General features: G+C 40.5%; 16 protein-coding genes. 12 read left to right on the top strand and 4 right to left on the bottom strand.

What is annotated here, in order from left to right:
- Nucleotides 1-12 precede the first annotated feature (12 nt).
- Nucleotides 13-699 (top strand): alpha/beta hydrolase, encoded by a 687-nt coding sequence (locus tag AC25CA_RS14375; RefSeq protein ID WP_486814523.1) that lies wholly within the window; start codon nt 13-15, stop codon nt 697-699.
- Nucleotides 700-850: 151 nt separating this feature from the next.
- On the opposite strand, the gene AC25CA_RS14370 is transcribed toward AC25CA_RS14375, so the two are convergent.
- On the bottom strand, nt 851-1,705 hold the full coding sequence (locus AC25CA_RS14370; protein ID WP_486814522.1) for a MurR/RpiR family transcriptional regulator: 855 nt from the start codon (nt 1,703-1,705) through the stop codon (nt 851-853).
- A gap of 185 nt (nt 1,706-1,890) precedes the next feature.
- On the opposite strand from AC25CA_RS14370, the gene AC25CA_RS14365 reads away from it, so the two are divergent.
- Nucleotides 1,891-2,829: a PHP domain-containing protein gene (locus tag AC25CA_RS14365; RefSeq protein WP_486814521.1), complete on the top strand. Its 939-nt coding sequence runs from the start codon at nt 1,891-1,893 to the stop codon at nt 2,827-2,829.
- 49 nt (nt 2,830-2,878) lie between these two features.
- On the opposite strand, the gene AC25CA_RS14360 is transcribed toward AC25CA_RS14365, so the two are convergent.
- Nucleotides 2,879-4,147 carry an MFS transporter gene (locus tag AC25CA_RS14360; RefSeq protein WP_486814520.1) on the bottom strand — a complete coding sequence of 423 codons (1,269 nt, stop codon included), beginning with the start codon at nt 4,145-4,147 and terminating at the stop codon, nt 2,879-2,881.
- 358 nt (nt 4,148-4,505) lie between these two features.
- On the opposite strand from AC25CA_RS14360, the gene AC25CA_RS14355 reads away from it, so the two are divergent.
- Entirely contained in the window at nt 4,506-5,210 is a 705-nt protein-coding gene (locus AC25CA_RS14355; protein WP_486814519.1) for a GNAT family N-acetyltransferase, read from the top strand.
- A 154-nt stretch (nt 5,211-5,364) separates the two neighbouring features.
- Here AC25CA_RS14355 and AC25CA_RS14350 read toward each other — a convergent pair whose 3' ends face one another.
- Nucleotides 5,365-5,904, bottom strand: coding sequence for a TetR/AcrR family transcriptional regulator C-terminal domain-containing protein (locus AC25CA_RS14350; RefSeq protein WP_486814518.1), 540 nt, complete (start codon nt 5,902-5,904; stop codon nt 5,365-5,367).
- Nucleotides 5,905-6,093: 189 nt separating this feature from the next.
- On the opposite strand from AC25CA_RS14350, the gene AC25CA_RS14345 reads away from it, so the two are divergent.
- From AC25CA_RS14345 to AC25CA_RS14310, 8 genes are all read left to right on the top strand, one after another.
- A complete protein-coding gene (locus AC25CA_RS14345; protein ID WP_486814517.1) occupies nt 6,094-8,517 on the top strand; it encodes an efflux RND transporter permease subunit in 2,424 nt (807 codons plus the stop codon).
- Nucleotides 8,504-12,031 (top strand): hypothetical protein, encoded by a 3,528-nt coding sequence (locus AC25CA_RS14340; protein WP_486814516.1) that lies wholly within the window; start codon nt 8,504-8,506, stop codon nt 12,029-12,031. Before AC25CA_RS14345 ends, AC25CA_RS14340 begins: the two co-directional genes overlap by 14 nt.
- A gap of 219 nt (nt 12,032-12,250) precedes the next feature.
- Nucleotides 12,251-13,237: a 2-dehydro-3-deoxygalactonokinase gene (locus AC25CA_RS14335; RefSeq protein ID WP_486814515.1), complete on the top strand. Its 987-nt coding sequence runs from the start codon at nt 12,251-12,253 to the stop codon at nt 13,235-13,237.
- A gap of 69 nt (nt 13,238-13,306) precedes the next feature.
- Nucleotides 13,307-14,071, top strand: coding sequence for an IclR family transcriptional regulator (locus AC25CA_RS14330; RefSeq protein WP_486814514.1), 765 nt, complete (start codon nt 13,307-13,309; stop codon nt 14,069-14,071).
- 71 nt (nt 14,072-14,142) lie between these two features.
- Nucleotides 14,143-14,799, top strand: a complete 657-nt coding sequence (locus AC25CA_RS14325) for a bifunctional 2-keto-4-hydroxyglutarate aldolase/2-keto-3-deoxy-6-phosphogluconate aldolase (protein WP_486814513.1) — start codon at nt 14,143-14,145, stop codon at nt 14,797-14,799.
- Complete coding sequence (locus AC25CA_RS14320; protein WP_486814512.1) at nt 14,799-15,950, top strand: pyridoxal phosphate-dependent aminotransferase; 1,152 nt, start codon at nt 14,799-14,801, stop codon at nt 15,948-15,950. Before AC25CA_RS14325 ends, AC25CA_RS14320 begins: the two co-directional genes overlap by 1 nt.
- 82 nt (nt 15,951-16,032) lie before the next feature.
- A complete protein-coding gene (locus tag AC25CA_RS14315) occupies nt 16,033-17,277 on the top strand; it encodes a dicarboxylate/amino acid:cation symporter (protein WP_486814511.1) in 1,245 nt (414 codons plus the stop codon).
- A gap of 62 nt (nt 17,278-17,339) precedes the next feature.
- Entirely contained in the window at nt 17,340-18,284 is a 945-nt protein-coding gene (locus AC25CA_RS14310; RefSeq protein ID WP_486814510.1) for a sugar kinase, read from the top strand.
- A gap of 145 nt (nt 18,285-18,429) precedes the next feature.
- Here AC25CA_RS14310 and AC25CA_RS14305 read toward each other — a convergent pair whose 3' ends face one another.
- Entirely contained in the window at nt 18,430-19,980 is a 1,551-nt protein-coding gene (locus AC25CA_RS14305; RefSeq protein WP_486814509.1) for a hypothetical protein, read from the bottom strand.
- A 330-nt stretch (nt 19,981-20,310) separates the two neighbouring features.
- On the opposite strand from AC25CA_RS14305, the gene AC25CA_RS14300 reads away from it, so the two are divergent.
- Nucleotides 20,311-21,663, top strand: a complete 1,353-nt coding sequence (locus AC25CA_RS14300; protein WP_486816609.1) for a phenylacetate--CoA ligase family protein — start codon at nt 20,311-20,313, stop codon at nt 21,661-21,663.
- Nucleotides 21,664-21,685 lie beyond the last annotated feature (22 nt).

The raw sequence follows: 21,685 nt of genomic DNA, 5'->3' as shown, positions 1-21,685 counted from the left end.
AAGTCGAGGAAGATGATGAAAAAGAAAATTGTTGTACCCTTTCAACAAAATCGTCTTTTAGGGGATATGATGAGTAAAAGTGATCAATGCGAGCTGTTCTGTTTACATGGAGCGGGTACATCGGATCGATTTAGATTTGATCGACTACGAGAACGCCTTTTTATGAAGGGCGTTTCTTCATGCGCATTTGATTTTGTTGGTCATGGTGAAACTGGAGGGGAATTGACTCATTCTTCCCTGCGAGAGCGTACGGAAATGGCTGCTGAAGTGATTCGGACTTGTAGGGCAAAGGATCAGCCTCTTGTAATTGTTGCTGCAAGTATGAGTGGGTATACGGCCGTTCGACTCTTGGAGGAATTTGATGTGCGCTTACTGGTTTTGATTGTACCAGCAGCCTATGATCGAAGGGCTTATGATTTACCATTTAATGAAGGGTTTTCTGCTTGTATACGACGGGAAAAAAGTTATCGAGACAGCGATGCGTGGGAGATCTTAGATAAGTATTGTGGAAGTATGTTGCTGGTTACGGCTGAGTTTGATCAAGTGATTCCAGATGAAGTGGTTGACTTGTATAAGCGGTCAGGTCCTCTAGCCAAAGTTGACCAAGTGGTTGTAAAGGGTTCACCCCATAAAGTGATGGCGTATATGAGTGATCAAGTGATTGAAGATCTTGTTGAGAGAATGGAAATACTGAAATGATCGTTCATTCAGAATCGATTGAAGTCTGTAGAAGTGCAAAGAGGATGTTATGATTTTAGCATAGCAAAACCGTGTGGTCATGTGATGACTACACGGTTTCTTTTTAGAACGAATTGTGATGCATGGTGAAATCACGGAAGTGGAGAAGCAATTATTTGATACGATGCTGTTCCATAATCTCTTGCATGTTTTGTATATGTGGAAGACTTGTGTCTTTTCTCTTTAAGGCAATCCCTGAATAGATGCAGTCTAAGATTGCAATATGGGCAATTCTTGAGGAAATCGCTTCACCTAAAATTTCCGTTTCGGTGGAAGAGGCACAGAGTACAATGTCGGCATAGTCGGTCATTGGACTGTTTAAGAAACTGGTGATACAAATGGTGGTTGCTTTTTTCTCTTTGGCCATGCGAATATTTTTAATTGTTTCGATGGATCTGCCTTTATGGGAAATGACAATTGCAACGGAATGTTCATCCAGCATACTAGCAGAGAGAATGCCGATGTGTGGGTCCGTTGCGACATGCGCGGGCAAGCCGATTCGCATAAATCGATAATAAAAGTCATTTGCGAGGGGGGCTGAGGTACCAATTCCAAAGAAAACAATTTTGTTGGATTGGTCAATTGCCTTGATCGCTTGATCGATACTCTTATAGTTTAAAATATTCAAGGTATTTTGCAAGGTTGAAATATTTACCGCAAACACCTTGTTGATGATGGAAGCAGTGCTATCGTTAGAATCAATATTTTCAAATATTTTTGTGTCCAAATGAGAGGAGTGACTGGCTAGGTTTAGTTTCAATTCACTAAATCCAGAATAGCCGAGGGTTTTGCTAAATCGCACAACACTGGATTCAGCGATCTCGCAGTGCTTGGCAATTTTTGCGATGGTCATAGCGGTTACGTCATTTTTGTTGTCGAGGATAAAGTCGGCAATTTTCTTTTCAACGCGATGCATGTTGGGATATAAGCTCTTTACAAGCAGATAGGGGTTCTGATGTTGCAGCATAGAGTCCTCCTTGTTCTTTCACAAAAGCATAATGATTTATATTCATTATATCATGAAAGCTTATTGAAAATCATTCCCTCATATAGTAGTATCAAGTTGTATTCTCTGGATAGACTAGAATCAGGCAGATGGAATAAATTTTCATAAATAGTCATGAGTTGGCTGACAGTCGAAAGGAGCGAAAGATGGACAATTATAATTTCTTTGATGAAAATAAGAGAAAGTATAAGGCAAATCTTCATTCTCATTCAACAAGATCCGATGGATTGTTGAATCGAGAGGAGATGGTGAAAGCCTATCGAGAACAAGGCTATTCGATTTTAGCTTTTACCGATCACGAACTGTATACGAATACAAAAGTCTTTGATCGAGAGGACTTTATTGTTTTGCCCGGTATTGAGAGGAGTATTACGCCGGATGCGTATGAAACCTTTCATCTCCTTGGAATTGGAGATCCAAGAGATGACCGTTTATATGCCCATGATGAACGAATTCCAGTGCCAAAATTCAAGGACCTTTCAGATGTTCAAACGGTGATTGATGAAATGAAAGGCAGAGGCAATCTGGTTGGACTTAATCATCCATATTGGTCATGCTCGCTTATGTCAAATGTTCTGAATCTACAAGGGTATGATTTTTTAGAAGTGTATAATCAAAATTGCGACTGCGGAACGGGTGTGGGCAATAGTGAGGTTTATTGGGAAAACTTGTTATGGAATCAAAGGATCATCAATGCAATTGCGACGGATGACAATCATAACTCACATCGATACAATCCAGGGATTACCATGTGGGACAGTTTTGGTGGCTGGATCATGGTTGAGGCGGATGAACTAAGAAGAGAAAGTGTTTTTGACGCATTAAAAAGCGGAAAATTTTATTCATCATCCGGACCGGTCATCCACAATTATGGGATCAGGAATGGGAAGATCTATGTAACTTGCCAAGGGTGCAAAACAATTATCTTTAAGTGTTATCCGCGGAGAGGGTATTCAGTTCATGCGGATGAGACCTTGCTTACAGAGGCGGAGTATGAATTAAGAGGGGGAGAAGAACTTGTCAGAATCATTTGTATAGATGAGAATGGCAAAAAAGCATGGACCAATCCTTTGCTTTTAAAATAAAGAGAGTAAAGAGCGAACACCTGAAAGCAACCGGGGTGTTCGCTTTTATTTATAGGCTAGGATTTGGTTTAATGGCAGGGATCAGAAGAGCTGATTTTTTTTCAGCTTGATTGTATTTAACCATTGCGTAAATGCCGCCAGAAAGAGCGATAAGCCAGAACAACAAGACGCCATTCCAACCATTTTGGTCGATGAGGACACCAGAGATGGTGATTGAAATGCCTGCTGCTATATATGAAATGGAATCAAGAATACCTGCTATGGCTGAGGTACGGTTGTATTTTTTGAATTTCATAGGAATTGAACCCATAAGGATCGTATTTGCACCATGTAGCATCGCAGAGGCGATGCCTAAGAGGATTACACTGAGGAGCACACTGTTATGGTCGAAAAATAGTAAACCGCAACAAGCCAAGCCTGCTGTGGCAAAGGAGATAGAGATAATCAAGGAATCATTGTTGTTGAGTTTATTCGCCAACCAACCGGTTAAGAGGATGCCGATTAGGTTCATCACTGGGATCATGAGGATTAAAAGGTAGCTTGATCCTATTTTCATGCCTTGTTTTTCCATGATTAAAAGGGGTCCCCATAGGGTGATACCTTCTTTGACAATCCCTTTTGAAACACATGCGAGGATAATATAGTGAAGATTGTTTTTTTTCATTAATTTGCGCAAGGAAATTGCATGTGCATTACTTTCTGCTTGCAGGGAATGAGGTGTGAATGTTCTTTGTTGATTCGGTGAATCGCAAATGCCACTTAACCATAAAAAAGAGTAGAGCAATATGGTGAATCCAGGTATCCAAAAACCAAATTTCCATCCCCAGCTAGACATGATGGATCCGATTAATCCCCAAGCTAGAAAATAGCCAGCAACCATTGATGTTGATATGGCAGTCGCTACTTTTCCCCGAGAGCTTTCTTCATACCAATTGCTTAGGATTCGGATCATGGGTCCCCATATCATGGATTGGAAAAATCCGTGAACAGCCCAGATGATCACGAGCAAGGGGAGGCTTTTAGCAAAGCCAGCCAAAAGGTTGGATATTGCGATGAGGAAGGCGCCAATAAATATATACCATTTGCCTGAAACCTTGTCGCCAATGTAGCCATTGATCAAATGACCAATGCCATAAACCCAAAAAAACCCACTACCGATCAAACCGATTTGACTTGTGCTCCAACCAAAAACATGTTGCAATTCAGGCAAGATAATTGAAATGTTTACGCGAGCAAAATAAGCGAAAGCATAAACTAGCCAGCATAAGAGGAAAACATAGTGTTTGGATTGTATTTTTTTTCTTCTAGCACTCATCATTGTTCTCACCCTTTCTGTATCTACTTCCTTTTCACAATATCTCTATAATGAATAAATGTCAATATATAGTGATTTAATATCGAATAATGAGCATTTTGTATTGAGTTGAATTTTATAATAGGAAACAGAATTAAGGTAAATAAATAAGTGATGCATTTGCTTTATGGAAGGTTTAGTGGAAAAATGGGCGCATTGGGATTTCAGCTTGCGGTAGGGGAAAAGAGGATTGTACAGACGGTTTGGAGCCCATATAATGGAAGTAGAATAGAATATCAAATAAGAGTTGCAAGAAAACGAGCTAATAATTGGGATGAAGAATTCGCAACTTGCTAGATAAGGGTGAAAGAGAGGTGAAAATATGGATTCAGTAAGGATAGTGAATGCAAAAGAGGCAGATGATCAATTGATACAAGAAATGTTTGAAGGCTATAACGCTGCTATTCGATTGGAAAGCGATAAGGACACCAAAGAGGAGTTTCTTGAAATTTTATCATCAGTCGATGATCAGGCGCAATTCTATTTTGCTTATACCAAAGAGAAGGGAAGACTTGTGAGTGGGACTGTTTCTGTTCGTCTTTGGGTAGATGGGCGTGTGTATCATGGTATTGTGTATGCCTTTACGAATCAAAGCTATCGAAAACGAGGCTTGGGGAGAGCTGTGATTGAAGCTTTACTGTCGCATTATCCGGATGAGTGTTGGTTTTGTGAGGTGTTGGATCAAAAGGGGTTATCGAAGGAAGAAATTGAAGAGGAAGAGGTATTCTGCGGTGTTACCTGTGTAGAGCGTGAGAAATTCTGGCAGTTGATGGGATTTCGGAAAGTAGATATTGATTATGCCAACCCAGGTCTTGGTGATGAGAATGAATTCGGAGATGTTATTGTCTATAATAATCTTTGGGTACGTACTGAAAAGAATCTTCAATGGGATGCATTATTGGACGGGCTAGGAGCCTATTTTCTGTATGAATATGGTGGGGGAAAGACGAGTGATCGACTGGATCGGGCAACCGATTATATTGAAAAACAAATTGCGGGTAAATCAGTTGCATTCGTGATGCCATAGATAAGACAGCTATATATAAGACAGCTATATATAAGACAGCTATATATAGATGAGGATGGATTGTGGATAAATGGCTGCTCGAATTGGTGTGTTGTGGAAAGTGGATATAGATAGATTGAAAGCCTGCCAAATGATTGGCAGGCTTTTTAAAGCTTCATCCTCTTGCATGATCGTGTCCGATTCGACCAATTAAAAAGTCTGTGATCTCTTCTGGTGTCTCTTTCACAATTCCCATCATCCAGGCAACGATATAAGAGCCCCATGAAATGACGGTGTACTTGGCTAGTTGTTCTTTTTCTTTCTCATTAAGGCCGTGGCCTTCTTTTGTTTTTTCTAAGTTATTTTTAATAATGGCATACAATTCATCATAGAAGAATCGGTAAACATATTGATTTCCAACTGAAGTCAACGCGTTTAAACACATTTCTCGGTTAGCCGTTAGGTAGTCAAAAAGCAATGTCAAGCCATCTTGCCAATTCAAATCCATACCTTGATCAAGAAATATTGAAACGGCCTCATTTTTTAATAGTCTGTCCATCAATTGGTAAATATTTTCGAAATGGTAATAAAAAGTTTGTCGGTTTAATCCGCAGTCGTCTGTAATTTCTTTAATACTGATCTTATCAAGCGTCTTATGTGCAAGGCTTTTCTTTAACGATGCACAGAGCATGTCTTTTGTTATATCACCTTTCATACAAGCCTCCTATAAGAAAAATTTCGTTTTTTTGCGTACGTCAAATTATACCATAAGGCTAGTTTTTAGACAATTTTTCAGATCTGTCTGTATTTTTGACAAATTTTCTAATGTGTCTATGGTTAAAAATGAAGATAAGCATATAATTTAAGGAATGTAATCACCTAGAAACGAAACAAGGAGCAAGCGATGGAAAAGAAAGAAGAAGTTGGATTTATAGAAAAGTTATCCACAATTATTGTGGACAAAAGAACAGGATTTATTCTTATTTATATGATTGCCTGTATTTTTTGCCTTTTTACCCGGTCATGGGTCGATGTTAATGATGATATAACAAAATATCTTTCGGAAGATACAGAAACGAGACAAGGTTTGAATATTTCGGAAGATGAGTTTACGACCTATGGCATGGCAAGTGTTATGGTCAGCAATATCACCTATGAAAAGGCAGAGCAATTAGAAGAACAAATTCTAATGATTCCTGGTGTGAATAGCATTAGCTTTGATGGTAGTGCAGAACATTTTAAAGCGGCGTCAGCTTTGTTCTCGATTACCTTTGATAAGGAAAAAAAGGATCAAGAAACCGTAGAAGCAATGGATCAGGTGAGTGCATTGCTGGAGGATTATGATACCTATGTTCATAGTGAAATCACTGAAGACATGGCTGCAGATTTGGAAAAGGAAATAAAAACGGTTTTGGTTATTGCCGTATTTATTATACTTGGGGTCCTGCTTTTTACATCAAAAACGTATATGGAAATTCCTGTACTTGTATTGACGTTTGGTGTGGCTGCCCTGTTAAATATGGGTACGCATTTTATTTATGGAGAGATCTCCTTTATATCAAATTCCATTGCCATCATCTTGCAATTGGCTCTTGCTATTGATTATGCCATTATTCTATGTCATCGATTTACAGAAGAGAGACAGCATTTTGAGGCAAGGGAAGCAGCGATTCAGGCCCTGTCAAAGGCAATTCCGGAAATCTCATCGAGTAGTTTAACCACGATTTCCAGTCTGATGGCCTTGATGTTTATGCAATTCGAGGTCGGGTTTGACATGGGCATGGTTTTGATTAAGGCCTTGGTTTTTAGTTTGCTTGTGGTCTTTACACTGATGCCGGGACTCTTGATGATCTTCAGTGGTCTGATGGACAAAACCGTTCATAAGAATTTTGTGCCGGACATCTCTATTTGGGGTGCTTTTGTTGGAAAAACAAGATACATTATCCCACCCATTTTTATTGTGATTCTGATCGGTGCTTTTTACATGTCCAATCAGACCAATTATGTATTTGGCGATAGCACCATTACGACCTTTGCACAAAACAAAACATTGCTTGCAGAGAAAAAAATTAAAACTACATTTGGTGACGATAATATTATGGCTGTGGTGATTCCTTCTGGAGACTATGAAAAGGAAGCCCAATTACTTGCAGAGCTAGAGTCTTATGACATGGTGACAGAAACGGTTGGACTAGCCAATACGGAAGCAAGAGATGGTTATATGGTCGCGGATAAGCTTACCCCAAGACAGTTTGCTGAATTGACGGATATGGATATTGAAGTGGCAGAAATGCTCTATGGTGCATATGCTGTTCATGAGGAAACCTATAGTAAATTGATTAATGGTCTTAAAGACTACTCGGTTCCTTTGATTGATATGTTTATGTATCTCTACGATCAAAAGGAAGAGGGCTATGTGACTCTCGATGAGGACTTGGAAACGGAAATTAATGACCTGTATGAAGAGATGTCTCGTGGGAAAAATCAATTGGAAAGTGAAAAGTATACGCGGTTATTATTGATTACGGATTTACCTGAAGAAGGAGAAGCAACCTTTGACGTACTGGAAGAATTTCATGAAACGATTGATAAGTACTATGAGGAAGCTTATATAGTAGGTGCATCAACCAGTGATCAGGATTTGGCTACATTTTTTGCTTTTGATAATGTTCTGATCAGTGTTTTGTCCGCTCTCTTTGTTATGCTTATTCTGCTATTTACCTTTAAATCAGCGGGATTGCCTGTACTCTTGGTGTTAACAATTCAAGGGAGTATATGGATTAACTTTTCTTTTCCACCGATTATGGGAACCAATATTTTCTTTCTGAGTTATTTGGTAGTGACCTCAATCCAAATGGGTGCAACCATTGACTATGCCATCGTTATTACCAGCCGATATATGGAATTAAAGAAAAGCATGGGTATCAAGGAAGCCATGACCATGTCTTTGAACCAGGCTTTTCCTACCATTATCACCTCGGGTACCATACTTGCATCAGCGGGCATTTTGATCGGATTTTTATCATCAAATTATGCCGTTGGGTCTATTGGTGTGTGTCTAGGCCGCGGAACGATCATTTCTTTGATTCTGGTTTTGGGTGTACTGCCACAAACACTTTTGATGGGGGATACAATTATTGAAAAAACAGCATTTGTAATCAAACGTGAGCGGTTGATCAGTAGTCAGTCGGGCAATATGAAAATAAATGGGAAACTACAGGGATACGTAAATGGATATATGGATGCAAATGTGACGGGAACGATTCGGGGAAATGTGAAAGGCTTTGTGAATGTCGGAAAAGAGGAGGAAGAACATGAAGAAAAATAAAGTAGCTTTGTTATTCATAGTCGCCTGCCTCTTAATGGTTCTTTATCATTCGCAAGGATTTGGACTTGAAGAACGTGTATATTTTATTAATAATGAAGCTGATCTTCTAGCTCTGGCCGAAAATTGTACCCTAGACACATATTCTCAAGAATTAAAGGTTGTTTTAAATCGGGATATTAAGATCAGTGATGAAGATTTTCGGGGGATCCCGACTTTTGGTGGAGAGTTCAATGGGAATGATTATACCATTTCTAATCTTAAGCTGACTCATGAGGGTTCCACTTTTGGCTTGTTTCGATATATTCAAAGCACAGGCTTTGTGCAAAATTTAAAGGTTGAAGTTAATATTCAACCAACAGGAACGGAGAATCGAATCGGCGGAATTGCTGGTGAAAATCGAGGTATTATTGAAAATTGTCAAGTATACGGCATCCTGATTGGGAAAAACCATGTGGGTGGAATCGTGGCCAAAAATGAAGAAACTGGCCAGGTCATAGGGTCTACATTTACAGGAAAACTGACGGGAGAAAACTTTTCGGGGGGGATTGTCGGCGAGAATTATGGGCTGATTAAGAACTGCATAAATCAGGGAGCTGTTAATACAACGGTCACCCCGGCAACACTGAAACTAGAAGAAATTAGCATTAGTGAAATGAATGCATCGGAGGAGATCATTACTTCTACAAACTCTGGCGGCATTGCTGGATTTAACCGTGGAATTATGGAAGGCTGTGTGAATGAGGGTGTTGTGGGATATCCACATGTTGGCTATAATGTAGGCGGAATTGCCGGCAGACAAGACGGATTTATCGGCTCAAGCGTTAATTATGGCGATGTATTTGGTCGTAAAGACGTAGGTGGAATCGTTGGGCAGATGGAACCCTACCAGGTGATTAAAAGTGACGATGATTTTTTTCGGGAGCTAGAGAAAGAAATTGATACGCTACAAAGGAATATTGATGAAACGTATAATGATATTGATAGTAGCAATGAAGCTATAAACGGTCAGATTGAAACGGTTAATCGATCTGTTGCTAATCTCGCGGATCGAATGGAGATTTTATCCGATAGAACCGTAAATTTTGCCGATGAGAATATTGAAACCATTAACAATACAATGGATCGCATACACCATGTATTGACTGACTTTGAACGTGCTACGGAGGAAGTCGAGGCAGGTTCGATTGACATTACATCGGGATTGGATGCCATGAATGTAGGGCTTATTTGTATGGCTATGGCTGGTGATTCAGTTGAAAAAGGGATTGTAGATATCAATGAAGGTTTGACAGATTTTAGTGCTGCCATCAATGAAATTAAAGAGGGTGCCAATCAGATGCAAGAAGGCTTTGATCATCTGAACGCAGCTATCACTAATAACGAGTCACTGGATCAAGCCATTGAAGAGATTCAAAGTGGTATGGAAGCAATAAAAACAGGGATGAGTGCGCTAACGGATGCCTTGTCGAAGATGACGGATATTCTATCAGCGGCTGAAGACCCTCTTCATACGGATATAGATGAAATTATTGATCAGACAAAAGAGGATTTGGACACAGCACGCATTAATTTTGATTTAGCGGCAAGCGAAATGGATAAAGCCCTTACGAATTTACAAAAAGAGTATGAAAAAGACTCGGAAGAAATTTCGCTGGCCATGACATACTTTCGCCAGGCATCTTCTTATTTCCAAACAAGTCTTGATTGGTTCAATCGGGGAATTCAAGATTTCCACGACGCGGCTCTTCGTTTTGAAAATGCTTCGGAGATGATGGGGCATGGGATGGATAACTTCTCTCAGGCAAGTCGTAAGTTTGAAAGTGCAAGCAAGCATTTTACACTGGCTGTCAATCAAATGAAGCAAACGCTAGATCGTGAGGCATCGATTGGAGCCCCTAAGTTCTCTCTCTTAGGCGAAAGTGTGGATGCTGCAAAAAAAGATCTTTTCGTCTCGGGTGACAAACTGATTATAGAGATGTCAAAGTTAAATGAAGTCGCCACGGATACCGTTGATGAGTTATCAAATGATCTTCGCACCATTAATGACCAGGTTTTTGTGGTCGTCGATTTGATCAAAGAAGGATATCGGAATTCCATGGACGAAGATCGAGAAATATTTAATGATATTTCGGATGAGGAATTATCAGAAGCTGATGCAGAAAAATTTGAAAAGATGAAACCGGCCTTTGGATATGTGCTCAACTGCACAAATCGAGGTAGTGTTAGTGGTGATATCAATGTCGGCGGTATATCGGGTGCCCTTGCTATTGATTATGATTTTGATCCGGAAGGCGATTTGACATCTTCGGAAAGCAATGTAATCAATTTTCAATTTCAGACAAAGGGTGTTCTCGCAGAATGTCAAAATATGGGTTTCATTACTGCGAAAAAAAATTATGCTGGCGGAATTGTGGGTCGTATGGATCTGGGCAGTTTATTTGAATGTTTTAATAAAAGTAAAGTTATTAGCACGGCTGGCAACTATGTTGGCGGTATTGCAGGTGGCTCCTATTCGATGATTCGCAATAGTTATTCTTTAAGTCATTTGTCAGGGCTAGATTATATCGGTGGCATTGCTGGATATGGAGTAGAAATTGTTGGTTGTCGCTCAATGGCAACAATTGAGAATGCAGTGGAATTTATTGGTATGATTGCAGGCGATGTTCAAGATGGCATGTCTGAAAAAAGTGAAAAACAATCAGATTTAGAAAATGGGTCAGAGGAAGCGGAGCCGCAAGCGATTATCTCAAATAATGAGTTTGTTAGTGATCAATGGGCAGGGATTGACGGCATTAGCTATGCAGGAAAAGCAGAACCGGTTAGTTATGAGTATTTACTCCAGGATGAGAACTTGCCTGAAGCATTTAAGCAACTGAAGTTGACCTTTGTTGTCGATCAAGAGACTGTGGCTGAGTATCCATTTGAGTATAAGGAAAACATATCTTGTGAAGAATTACCGGAACTTCCTGATAAGCCTGGGTATTTTGGTCAGTGGCCGGAATATGAATTTGATCAGTTGATATTTCCGGATACGATTGTAGCAGAATATATTCCATTGGAACAAGTTCTTGCCTGTAAAGATGAAGGAAAGATCGCGGACCTTCTGGTAGAGGGGATGTTCACTCCTGGTGCATCCCTTGAAATGAAGAGGGATCATGATATTGAGAGTGAGCTTCTTACTGATATGAATAAAATCAGTCAATATCAGGTAGAGATTAAAGGGAATGAAATTCTAAATGAGGGCTATACATTCAGAGTTCATCTACCAGAAGAAAACGAGTATGAATTGTATGCTTGGGTAGGTAATGGCTGGCAAACGCTAGATACAGTAGAGGATGGTAGTTATCTTGTGTTTCAGTGGCCAAAGGAGCGATTTGTATTTACCGTGTATGAGAAAACGACGGATATTCGGATTTATATTGGTGCAGCGATGCTTGTACTTGCAATCGTTTTAAGACTTGTTTTGAAGAAGAAAAGAAAGAAACGATTGGCCAAGAACTCGGAAATTGAATAATTGAGATTCCTAGTAATTTTAGGGAGTGGAATATCACCGATTGTTTATTTGAGCAATCGGTGATATTTTTATTGATAAAAAAATAACTTTAGGAAAACGATTGACAAACAAAATAAAATTAGATAGTATTAACTCGTAATACGGAATGGCGTTTCGCATTACGAAACTTAAAATCTAAATAAGGAACGCTGTTTCATAATATGAAACGGAGGGAAACGAATGGGCTATGTAACAATAGATGCTGGAACGACGAACATGAGAGTCCGTTACATAGAAAAAGGGAAAATCCGATCTTGCGTGAAGGTAAAAGCCGGGGTACGGATGACAGCTATAGATGGCAACAATAAGCGATTGAAAGTTGCTTTGCGTGATGCAATTACAGAATGTCTAGAGAAGGCAGAAAAAACATTAGAAGAGACCCATGCCATTTTGGCATCAGGTATGATCACATCAAATTTGGGTTTAATCGAGATTCCTCATTTGCCAACACCGGTTGGAATTGAAGAACTTGCATCCGGCATGGAGGCAATCGTTTTTCTTGAGATTGTGGAAAAGCCGATTTACTTCATTCCAGGAGTGAAAAATAAGATCGATCCCAAAGTAGTCGATTTGGTTGGACAACTGGATATGATGAGAGGCGAAGAGGCTGAAGCCTTGGGTGCAGGTATTATTCAAGAGATGGAAGAGGCCTTTGTTTTTGTCTCTCCAGGATCTCATACCAAGTTTGTATTTGTCGATGAGAACCAAAAAATTCAAAGCTGCTGTACGACCTTAACGGGCGAGTTGTTGGCTGCAATCAGCGGACATACAATTCTTTCTGATTCGTTATCGGAAAGTTTGATTCAAACGATTGACCCAGATTTTATTAAGATGGGAATGGATGCAGCAAAAAAGTATGGTTTGACTAAGGCCTGTTTTTTGGTTCGAGTTTTAGATACACTTCGAGATACCAGTGACAATGAGCGAGCTAATTTTTTGGCAGGGGCATTGGCCTATAATGATTTACTGGCGCTTTTGAGTCGCGCGGAAATGAATATGGACATATTGATTGGTGGGAATCGAATTCTACAGGAATTGTATTATGAGGTTTTTCTTAGCTACGGATGGACACAAGACCGCATTTGCATGTTAAATTCTGAAGCAAGAGAAAAAGCATCTTCTGCATTGGCGATTAAGCTGTTTGAAGGTTTGTCGATTCGAAGTTGACGAGGTCGCTTTCAGACGGTAATATGGTATTATAACGCAGTTTCATAATACGAAACGGAAGGTGAAGATATGAATAATACCATTCAATCAATTGATCGAGCATTTGAGATTTTAGAAACCTTGTCAATGGAATCGCGGGGGATGTCGATTAAGGAACTAAGTGAACGACTAACCTTGAACAAAAGCACGGTTCACAGAATACTGGCGACACTGATTGCCTGGGGATATGTTGAAAAGAACAATGAAGAAAAGCGCTATCGACTGGGTCCTAAAATCATTAATCTGGGCAGCGTATATCTGAACAATATTGAATTGAAAACCGAAGCATTGCCTTATCTGCATAAGTTGAAGGATCGTACGAGTCAGGTGGTTCATCTTGGAATTGTCGAAAATGGGGATGTTGTGTATTTGGATAAGATTGAAATTTTTTCCACGATTCGCATGTATTCGAAAATTGGAAAACGTGCCATGTGCCATAATACAGGATTAGGCAAGGCCATGATGGCATTTATGTCCGAAAAGGATGTCGATAAAATTCTTCGAGAGAAGGGAATGCCAAAGGTGAAAGAAAATACCATTACGGATCCCAAGGTATTAAAGGAAGAGTTACGCTTAATTCGAAGCCGTGGTTGGGCGATTGATGATGAGGAAAATGAGATGGGCATTCGATGTGTAGCAGTTCCGGTTTATGATTATACGGGCAACGTAATTGCTGCTATCAGTTCAACGGGACCCCTGGAGATTTACACCTATGAGTATTTAGAAGAAAAGGTAGTTGACCTGGTTAAGGATGCGGCTTATCAGATTTCATTACGGATGGGTTATCAAGGATAGATTGCGCAAGCAATTTATTCCTTTCCATAATACGGTAACGGTGTTTCATAATGTGAAACGAGGAGGAACTTATGAGAAAGCATGAAATTTTGAAACGAATGTTAGACAATCAAGTGGTTGGGATTATCCGAACCGAAACAGCAGAAGAGGCAATACTGGCTAGTGAGGCTTGTATTCGTGGTGGGATGCATTGTTTGGAAGTCACCTTTACGGTGCCTAATGCTCAGGAGATCATTCGCACACTTTCGAAAAAGTATAAGGATACTGATGTGCTGATTGGAGCAGGAACCGTCTTGGATCCAGAAACAGCAAGAGCTGCCCTTTTAAGCGGTGCGGAGTTTATTGTCAGTCCAACCTTCCATATAGAAGTTGCCAAAATGTGCAATCGATACAGCAAGCTTTATACGCCAGGTGTGATGACTTTGAATGAAATTATGACAGCCATGGATGCAGGCGTTGAACTCTTGAAGATTTTCCCGGCAAGTGCCATGGGGATGAAATATTTAAAAGCGGTGAAAGCACCCTTGCCTCAAGCTTTGCTGATGCCAACGGGTGGTGTATCCTTGGACAATGCAGCAGACTGGCTGGCCAATGGAGCCGACGCTTTAGGCATTGGAGGACAATTGACAGTTGGTGTAAAGACTGGAGATTACCATGCAGTGGAAGAGACTGCTAGAAAGTTTTGTGAAATTGTGAAGCAAGTGAAAATCGTTAAGGAGGAGAAATAATGAAAATTAGTAATCGTGCTTTAAGTGGTCCGGCATCAGGTATTCGTCATATGTTTGAACTGGCAAGAAACTATGAAAATGTGATTAATCTTTGTATTGGAGAACCGGGTTTTGGCACACCAAGCAATATCATCGAATCTGCATGTGAGGCTCTACACCAAGGACATACCAAGTATACATCCAATGCAGGTGTTTTAGAGTTGCGGCAAGCGTTAACAAAAAAATTGGCGGAAGATAACCGTATTTTTGTCGATCCTTTGAAGAATATCGTTGTAACAACGGGTGCAGGTGAAGCACTTATGCTTTCCATGCTGACACTTGTGAATGCTGGAGATGAAGTCATTATTCCTGATCCTTGCTGGCCGAATTACTATGGACATATCGGTATTGCAGAAGGTGTAGCCGTTCCAGCAAGATCTTATGAAAAGGATGGATTTGCCCTTACTGCTGAAGCAATTGAAAAAGTAATTACCGATAAGACAAAGGTGTTGATTATCAATTCGCCTTCCAACCCAACTGGGGCTGTGATTGAAGAGGATGAATTGTTGAAAATTGGTGGCTTGGCTAAAAAACATGATTTTATGATTGTTTCTGACGAGCCTTATGAAAAACTGATCTACGATGGAAATGAACATTTTAGTTTGGGTTCAGTAGAAGAGTTTAAAGACTATGTGATCACTGTGAACAGTTTTTCAAAAACCTATTCCATGACGGGATGGCGTGTTGGATATGCAGTTGGTCCAGAGTCAGTGATTCAACCTATGGTGAAGTTGCAAGAGAACCTTTCTTCTTGTGTAAATTCGGCAGCGCAGCAAGCGTGTATAGAAGCCTTATCCGGTCCGCAATCTGCGGTGGATGAAATGGTTGCCGAGTATAAAAACAGACGTGATCTTTTGGTAAATGGAATTAATGAATTGCCTGGTTTTTCATGTATGGCACCAAAGGGAGCTTTTTACGCCTTTGTCAACATACAAGGTTTGGGGGTAGATTCCGCACGTGCGGCGGAACAAATCTTGGAAGAGATCCAAGTGGTAACAACTCCGGGAAGTGCTTTTGGAAAAGCAGGAGAAGGATACTTGCGTATCTCATTCGCATCCAGTACTGAAGATATTGAAGAGGCACTGAAACGTTTGAAGAAGCATTTCATCTAACCGATTATGATGTTTCCTAGCTTCAAACAAGCGTTTCACTGTTCGATTCAATGATAAAAAAAGAGAAAGAGGAGGTATTGTAGTGAAAAAGAAAAAGGTAAGTTTTGCGATGCTGCTATTAGCGGCATCTGCATTGGGGGTTATTGCAGGTTATGTGGTTGGAGAACCGATCGCGGTAATTAAACCTCTTGGTACATTATTTACTCGTTTGCTATTTATGTTGGTGCCAGGACTCGTATTCTTTTCTATCGCATCATCGTTTGCCAACATTGCCGATATTCGAAAATTGAGCAAATGGGCTGGTAAAATCATCGGATGGTTTATGCTGACAACCGTCATCGGTACAGTGATCGGTACCGCAACAGGCTTGTTCTTTAAGCCGGGTCAAGGTATTACATTGCCCGACGCAAGCTATGAAGTAACAAAGGTCTCTGCTCAAAACTACATCGAATGGATTCCGAGTAACGCCTTTGGCGCTTTAGCGGATGGTAATATCATTCAAATTGTATTCTTTGCAATTTTTGCAGGCATTGCGATCGTTCTGATGAAAAATGAATCACATAAAGATTTTTTGAAGACGATGCTGAATGCGGGCCAAGATCTATTTTTAACAATTATCAAATACGTGATGTATTATGCGCCAATCGGAATCTTCGCCTTGATGGCTAGTTCAGTAGCGGCATTTAAAGGATCATTACTTTCTGAGATGTCTAGTTTCTTAACGGCTTATACGGTAGCATTTGTTCTACATATTATCCTCGTGTATTTCGTTATGTTTTGGGCAATTACAAAATTGAATCCTTTTACATTCTTTAAGAAAGCATTGCCAGCATTAATCACTGCATTTGCAACAACGAGCAGTGCCGGTACTATGCCAGTCTCCCTTCAAGCGACAAAGGATATGGGTGTTGATGAAGAGTTGGCGGATTTTGGTATTCCTCTAGGAGTAACCTTTAACATGGACTCCATGGCCTTGGAAATCCCACTTTATATCATGCTGGGCATGTACGCAATTGGAGCAAATCCAACGGTGCCACAAATTCTTCAATTCGTTTTGCTAGGTGTATTGTTCTCTATTGGTTGTGCCGGTGTACCGGGTGGTGGAATTGCAATTGCTGTCATCCTCGTCAATACATTTGGTCTTCCTGTTGAAATCGTAGGTTGGATTGCAGCCGTATTCTTCTACTTGGATGTAACTGGAACAGCGATAAACGTTTGGGGCGATATGATTAGTACGACAATTGCAGCCAAAACGGAAGGCATGTTGGATGAAAAGAAATATAACAGCATAGCAGCAGTTGGCGATACGAATTCCAAAGCTGCGTAATATAGATTGTGGCATGATTGATTTTGATCATGCTGCTTTCCATAGACAGAAAAGAGGGGAAGATGGCGAAGTTTGTCACGATGGGAGAACCGCTTGTGGTTTTCATCGCAAAAGAAGAAGGGCTATTGAAAGATGTTTCATTGTTTGAGAAAGGATTGGCAGGGGCGGAATTGAATGTAGCGATCGGTTTGTCTCGTTTGGATCATCAGGTAGAGTATATTTCAAAGGTAGGGGCCGACCCTTTTGGTGAATATATTAAGGAATCCATTGCAGAGCATCAGATTGCGACAGAGAAAATCCAAATGGTGAATAGTCATCAAACGGGTTTTTATATGAAGTCGAAGGTTGCAAGCGGGGATCCAGATATCGCCTACTACCGAAAGGGTTCAGCTGCTTCCACGATTCAAGTAAAGGATGTAATGCAACTTTCCTTTCGAAATGTGAATGCCCTTCATGTAACGGGAATCAGTTTGGCCTTGTCTGAGTCGATTCTTCAAGCAGAAAAGTATCTAGTGAAGGAAGCTGCAATCAATGAGGTGCCGGTCTTCTTCGATCCAAATCTTCGACCGCAACTATGGGAATCAGAAGAAGTGATGAAGACAGTCATCAATGAATTTGCTTATATGAGTGATTACTTTCTGCCGGGTATATCTGAAGCACAGCGGCTAACGGGCCTTCAATCGGCAGAAAAGATTGCACAACATTATTTAATTCATGGAACAAAAAACATTGTGATTAAGTTGGGTGCAGAGGGCGCTTATTTTGCTTCGAAGGAAGAATCTGGAACAATCAAAGGGTTTTTGGTAAAGGAAGTTGTAGATACGGTGGGAGCTGGTGATGGATTTGCTGTTGGTTTGATGAGCAGTCTATTGGAAGGGTATACCATTGAAAATGCAGTTTGCCGCGGGAATGCCATTGGTGCTTTGGCTGTTATGTCAGAAGGCGACAATTCTGGATTACCGTCTCGAGATGAAATGGAAAGCTTTATGGCTCAACATTGCCAATAAGGAAAGGGATTAAGCGATCAAGCTTGATCCTTTTTTTTGTGCAGTTGTATCATGCAAAAAAAGGAGAGGATGTTGATTTGAAAAAGAAGCGGTGATAGAAAAGGACCAGAATTGAAAGAACTTCAATTCTGGTCCTTGAGCTGGACTATTTCACACGGATAACGGTGATCTCTTGATCCAATCCTTCTACGATCATTTTATACTCATTATCATCAAGGTAGATTAAAACATCTGGCTTGAATAGATGCGAGTTTTCGTTTTCAAAGGATGTTTGTTTCCAAACTTGACCATTGGCAAGTTCGAAGCTTCTTTCACTTTTGAATCCTTCGAAGACCTGTTTGATTTGCGATTGTATGACGTGGGTGGTCATGGATTTTGGCCCCCCATTTGCTTGAATGCTGACAATTATACTATCTGTTGACTCGTTGCCACTGTAAGTTGAAGTGAGTTTAAAATAATAAACTTGACCTGGAAGTGCTTGTCCAAAGGTATATCCTGTCCCTCTCAGTTTTAGTGTCAATCCATCGGCATGCTTCATTTCAACCCATTTTCCGGCAGGGTCTGTTGTGTAGTAAAGGGTTGCGTAATTGACATTTTCTGCAGGGGTCCAGTGAATACCAATCGTCTTGTCTGTAGTTGCTTCTACAGATATATTTGTTGGTGGGGCTGGCAAGGATTTATCAAGTTTACCTGCTTTCCAGATGCCTTCTTTAACCGTTCCATTTGCTAAAGTCGTTTTTCCATAGCCATCATAAAGGTCGTCAAGGAAGTCTCCTTCGTATTGGTCGCCATTTGCATAAGTCATAATTCCATGTCCTGTACGTTTGCTGTGGATCCAAGTACCTTGATATTGGTTGCCATTGGCCCAAGTGAAAGTACCAATTCCATGATATCTTGATTGGGTTACTTCACCTTGATAACGATCGCTGTTGGAAAAGGAAAAGGTTCCGAATCCATTTTTGTCATCATTTCTCCATTCGCCAGAATAGGAATTGCCATTTGATCGCATGAGGATTCCTGTTCCTTCTTTTTTATTCATTGCCCATTCACCAGAATAATAATCGCCGTTCGCCCAAGTAAAGGTTCCCGTTCCATCCTTGTAAGTGTTCAGCATTTCGCCTTTATAGACATCGCCATTTCCGTAGTTGATTGTTTTTTGTTCGTGCAATGGGCTGGTTGGCTGGAACGGATGGGTTTCAATTTTGAGTCCAATTACATTGTTGTATGAGTATTCCCATCCAAACTCTGTTACGGCAAATGCCCAAGTCAAAGGGAAATAGGTAATGTTCCTGAAAAGCAACAATGGATAGGGTTCTTTTGCATTATTAATTTTCTTTCCGTTTACTGTAATTGGGAAGTAGGGAAGACTGACTGCATAAGATGCGTTTGGATTGTTATTTGCAGTTACACTTTGTACCAGATTAACGGAAGAGTTGCTTTTTTCAATTACCAATCCCCGGGCTTCTGTATAGTTTGAAGATAGACCTAAGGCGCTTGCATAATCCCAAGTCATTGGAAAGTAGGTAATGTTCTTGTATACGATTAGTGGATAGGTAGCTCTTTGATTATCAATGGGAGTTCCATTGAAGGTTACTGGAGAGTCTGGCAGGGTTGCTCTTTCCATCGCGGCAAAGCCCGGTGTGAAAGAGGCAAATAGTAGAGTTGTGATCAATAGTACAATCGATATTTTTTTCATTTGCTCCTCCTCGACGATAATTTGTAGAACAATAATTCTCGGTAATTTATAATCTAATTCTATCCCTTTTCTCGACTATTGTGAATAGACAATCATCGTTTCAGCGCAGAAGGTCATCTTTTATTGGATTATAGGTTGAATGACGCAGATAAACATTCAATGAAAATAGTCAGGATTGGTTTCTTTTTATTGTATGGTGAAGGGCATGAGGGGGGGGGGAGTCGAGTATCGGGAAAAAATGAATTTTATTCATTAACCTATAAAAAGATGATAATATTAAATCAATAATGACGGTCATTATAAGAAGACAAGGGAGGGATCGAAGTGGGAATGAAACCGTGGAAAAGAGCGATCTTTAAACTTGCCCCGTTAGACATTCGAAAAGTATTGGCGAACTTGGAAGCCGTGAAGAGAAATAAGACACGTCATGGCGGCGAATATCAGAGGCATTATGAAAATATCGATGTGCTTCGTATTCTTTCGGAAGACCATTCCATAGAAAAGCTGAAACGTTTGAATCGATTACTAGCTTCGTGTAGAAAGCATGTTCCTTATTATCAGGGGCTGATCTTGGCTGGTGAATTAAAGGGGTTAGAGGAAATTGTCAAGTTGCCCTTGTTAAGAAAGGACGACTTGCGAAATGATCCGAAAAGCCATCGAAATCCCAAACCTGCTCTTGGATATTGGCATGGAACGACGGGAGGGACTTCGGGGAGCTTGAAATTTGTTAGGGATCTAAGAAGCCTGCATTATGAATATGCTTTCTATGACTGCCTCTATGATTTTGCAGGTGGAAAACAGAAGGGGAAAAAGGCGCGATTTTCCAATGTACCAATCAAGGATGTTACTTCTCATAAAGCTCCCTTTTGGATGGAGGTAGCCAGGATGAATCAATTACAATGCTCGATTTATCATTTGGATGAGAACTCCTATGGGGAGTATCTGCAGGCAATAGTCGAATATGGACCAGATCTTGGAACTGGATATGCTTTTTGTTGGCATCGATTGGCGGAAGAAGCGATCGCCCATTGTGACAAACGGTTGAGTTTGTCTGCAGTCGTGTTTGACAGTGAAGGATTAACGCAAGAAGAAAAGCGGGTCGTAAAAAAGGCTTTTGACTGCAAGGTGTTTCAAACCTATGGAACGAGTGAATTGGGCATGATTGCAGTTCAATGTGATCACGGCCATTATCATATTTTGGACCGGGTGCATGTAGAAATTGTTGATGATCAGGGCAAGGTGGTGCCCGATGGAATAGATGGTGAAATTGTGGTCACAGATTTGTGGTCTTTAGATGCGCCCTTTATTCGCTATTGTCCCGAGGATCGGGGAATTTTACGCTCGTCTGGGTGTCCTTGTGGGTGGAAGAGTCCCTATCTAGAAAAGCTGACGGGTCGTGTACGGGATTATATTGTAACGGGGGAAGGGCGAAAAATAAATCATACGGCCAGAATTGTTCTAGGGATACCAGGCATTCGTACCTTCCAATATATTCAAGATGAGCCGGGGCAATTACATATTCGCCTTGAGGTGCGTGAGGGCTTTGTACCGGAAAAAATGGAAATGGTTCATAAAAATGCAAAAAGAATAATTGGTGACATGAATATAACTTGGGAAGTGGTTAAAAAAATTGAAAAATCTCCATCTGGGAAGATTAAGACGGTAATTCGGACATTTGATTAAAGAAAGAGCGGTCTTGATCTGG

It is taken from the genome of Gottschalkiaceae bacterium SANA, assembly GCA_036323355.1.
Taxonomy (GTDB): Bacteria; Bacillota; Clostridia; order Tissierellales; family GPF-1; genus GPF-1.
The sequence above is the reverse complement of the archived record's forward strand: the minus strand, read 5'-3'. Positions and strand labels throughout refer to the sequence as shown.

Coding starts and splice junctions, on each gene's coding strand:
- AC25CA_RS14375 (WP_486814523.1), top strand. CDS start 13: ATGATGAAAAAGAAAATTGTTGTACCCTTTCAACAAAATCGTCTTTTA.
- AC25CA_RS14365 (WP_486814521.1), top strand. CDS start 1,891: ATGGACAATTATAATTTCTTTGATGAAAATAAGAGAAAGTATAAGGCA.
- AC25CA_RS14325 (WP_486814513.1), top strand. CDS start 14,143: ATGAGAAAGCATGAAATTTTGAAACGAATGTTAGACAATCAAGTGGTT.
- AC25CA_RS14335 (WP_486814515.1), top strand. CDS start 12,251: ATGGGCTATGTAACAATAGATGCTGGAACGACGAACATGAGAGTCCGT.
- AC25CA_RS14350 (WP_486814518.1), bottom strand. CDS start 5,904: ATGAAAGGTGATATAACAAAAGACATGCTCTGTGCATCGTTAAAGAAA.
- AC25CA_RS14300 (WP_486816609.1), top strand. CDS start 20,311: ATGAAACCGTGGAAAAGAGCGATCTTTAAACTTGCCCCGTTAGACATT.
- AC25CA_RS14305 (WP_486814509.1), bottom strand. CDS start 19,980: ATGAAAAAAATATCGATTGTACTATTGATCACAACTCTACTATTTGCC.
- AC25CA_RS14360 (WP_486814520.1), bottom strand. CDS start 4,147: ATGATGAGTGCTAGAAGAAAAAAAATACAATCCAAACACTATGTTTTC.
- AC25CA_RS14355 (WP_486814519.1), top strand. CDS start 4,506: ATGGATTCAGTAAGGATAGTGAATGCAAAAGAGGCAGATGATCAATTG.
- AC25CA_RS14370 (WP_486814522.1), bottom strand. CDS start 1,705: ATGCTGCAACATCAGAACCCCTATCTGCTTGTAAAGAGCTTATATCCC.
- AC25CA_RS14345 (WP_486814517.1), top strand. CDS start 6,094: ATGGAAAAGAAAGAAGAAGTTGGATTTATAGAAAAGTTATCCACAATT.
- AC25CA_RS14310 (WP_486814510.1), top strand. CDS start 17,340: ATGGCGAAGTTTGTCACGATGGGAGAACCGCTTGTGGTTTTCATCGCA.
- AC25CA_RS14340 (WP_486814516.1), top strand. CDS start 8,504: ATGAAGAAAAATAAAGTAGCTTTGTTATTCATAGTCGCCTGCCTCTTA.
- AC25CA_RS14330 (WP_486814514.1), top strand. CDS start 13,307: ATGAATAATACCATTCAATCAATTGATCGAGCATTTGAGATTTTAGAA.
- AC25CA_RS14320 (WP_486814512.1), top strand. CDS start 14,799: ATGAAAATTAGTAATCGTGCTTTAAGTGGTCCGGCATCAGGTATTCGT.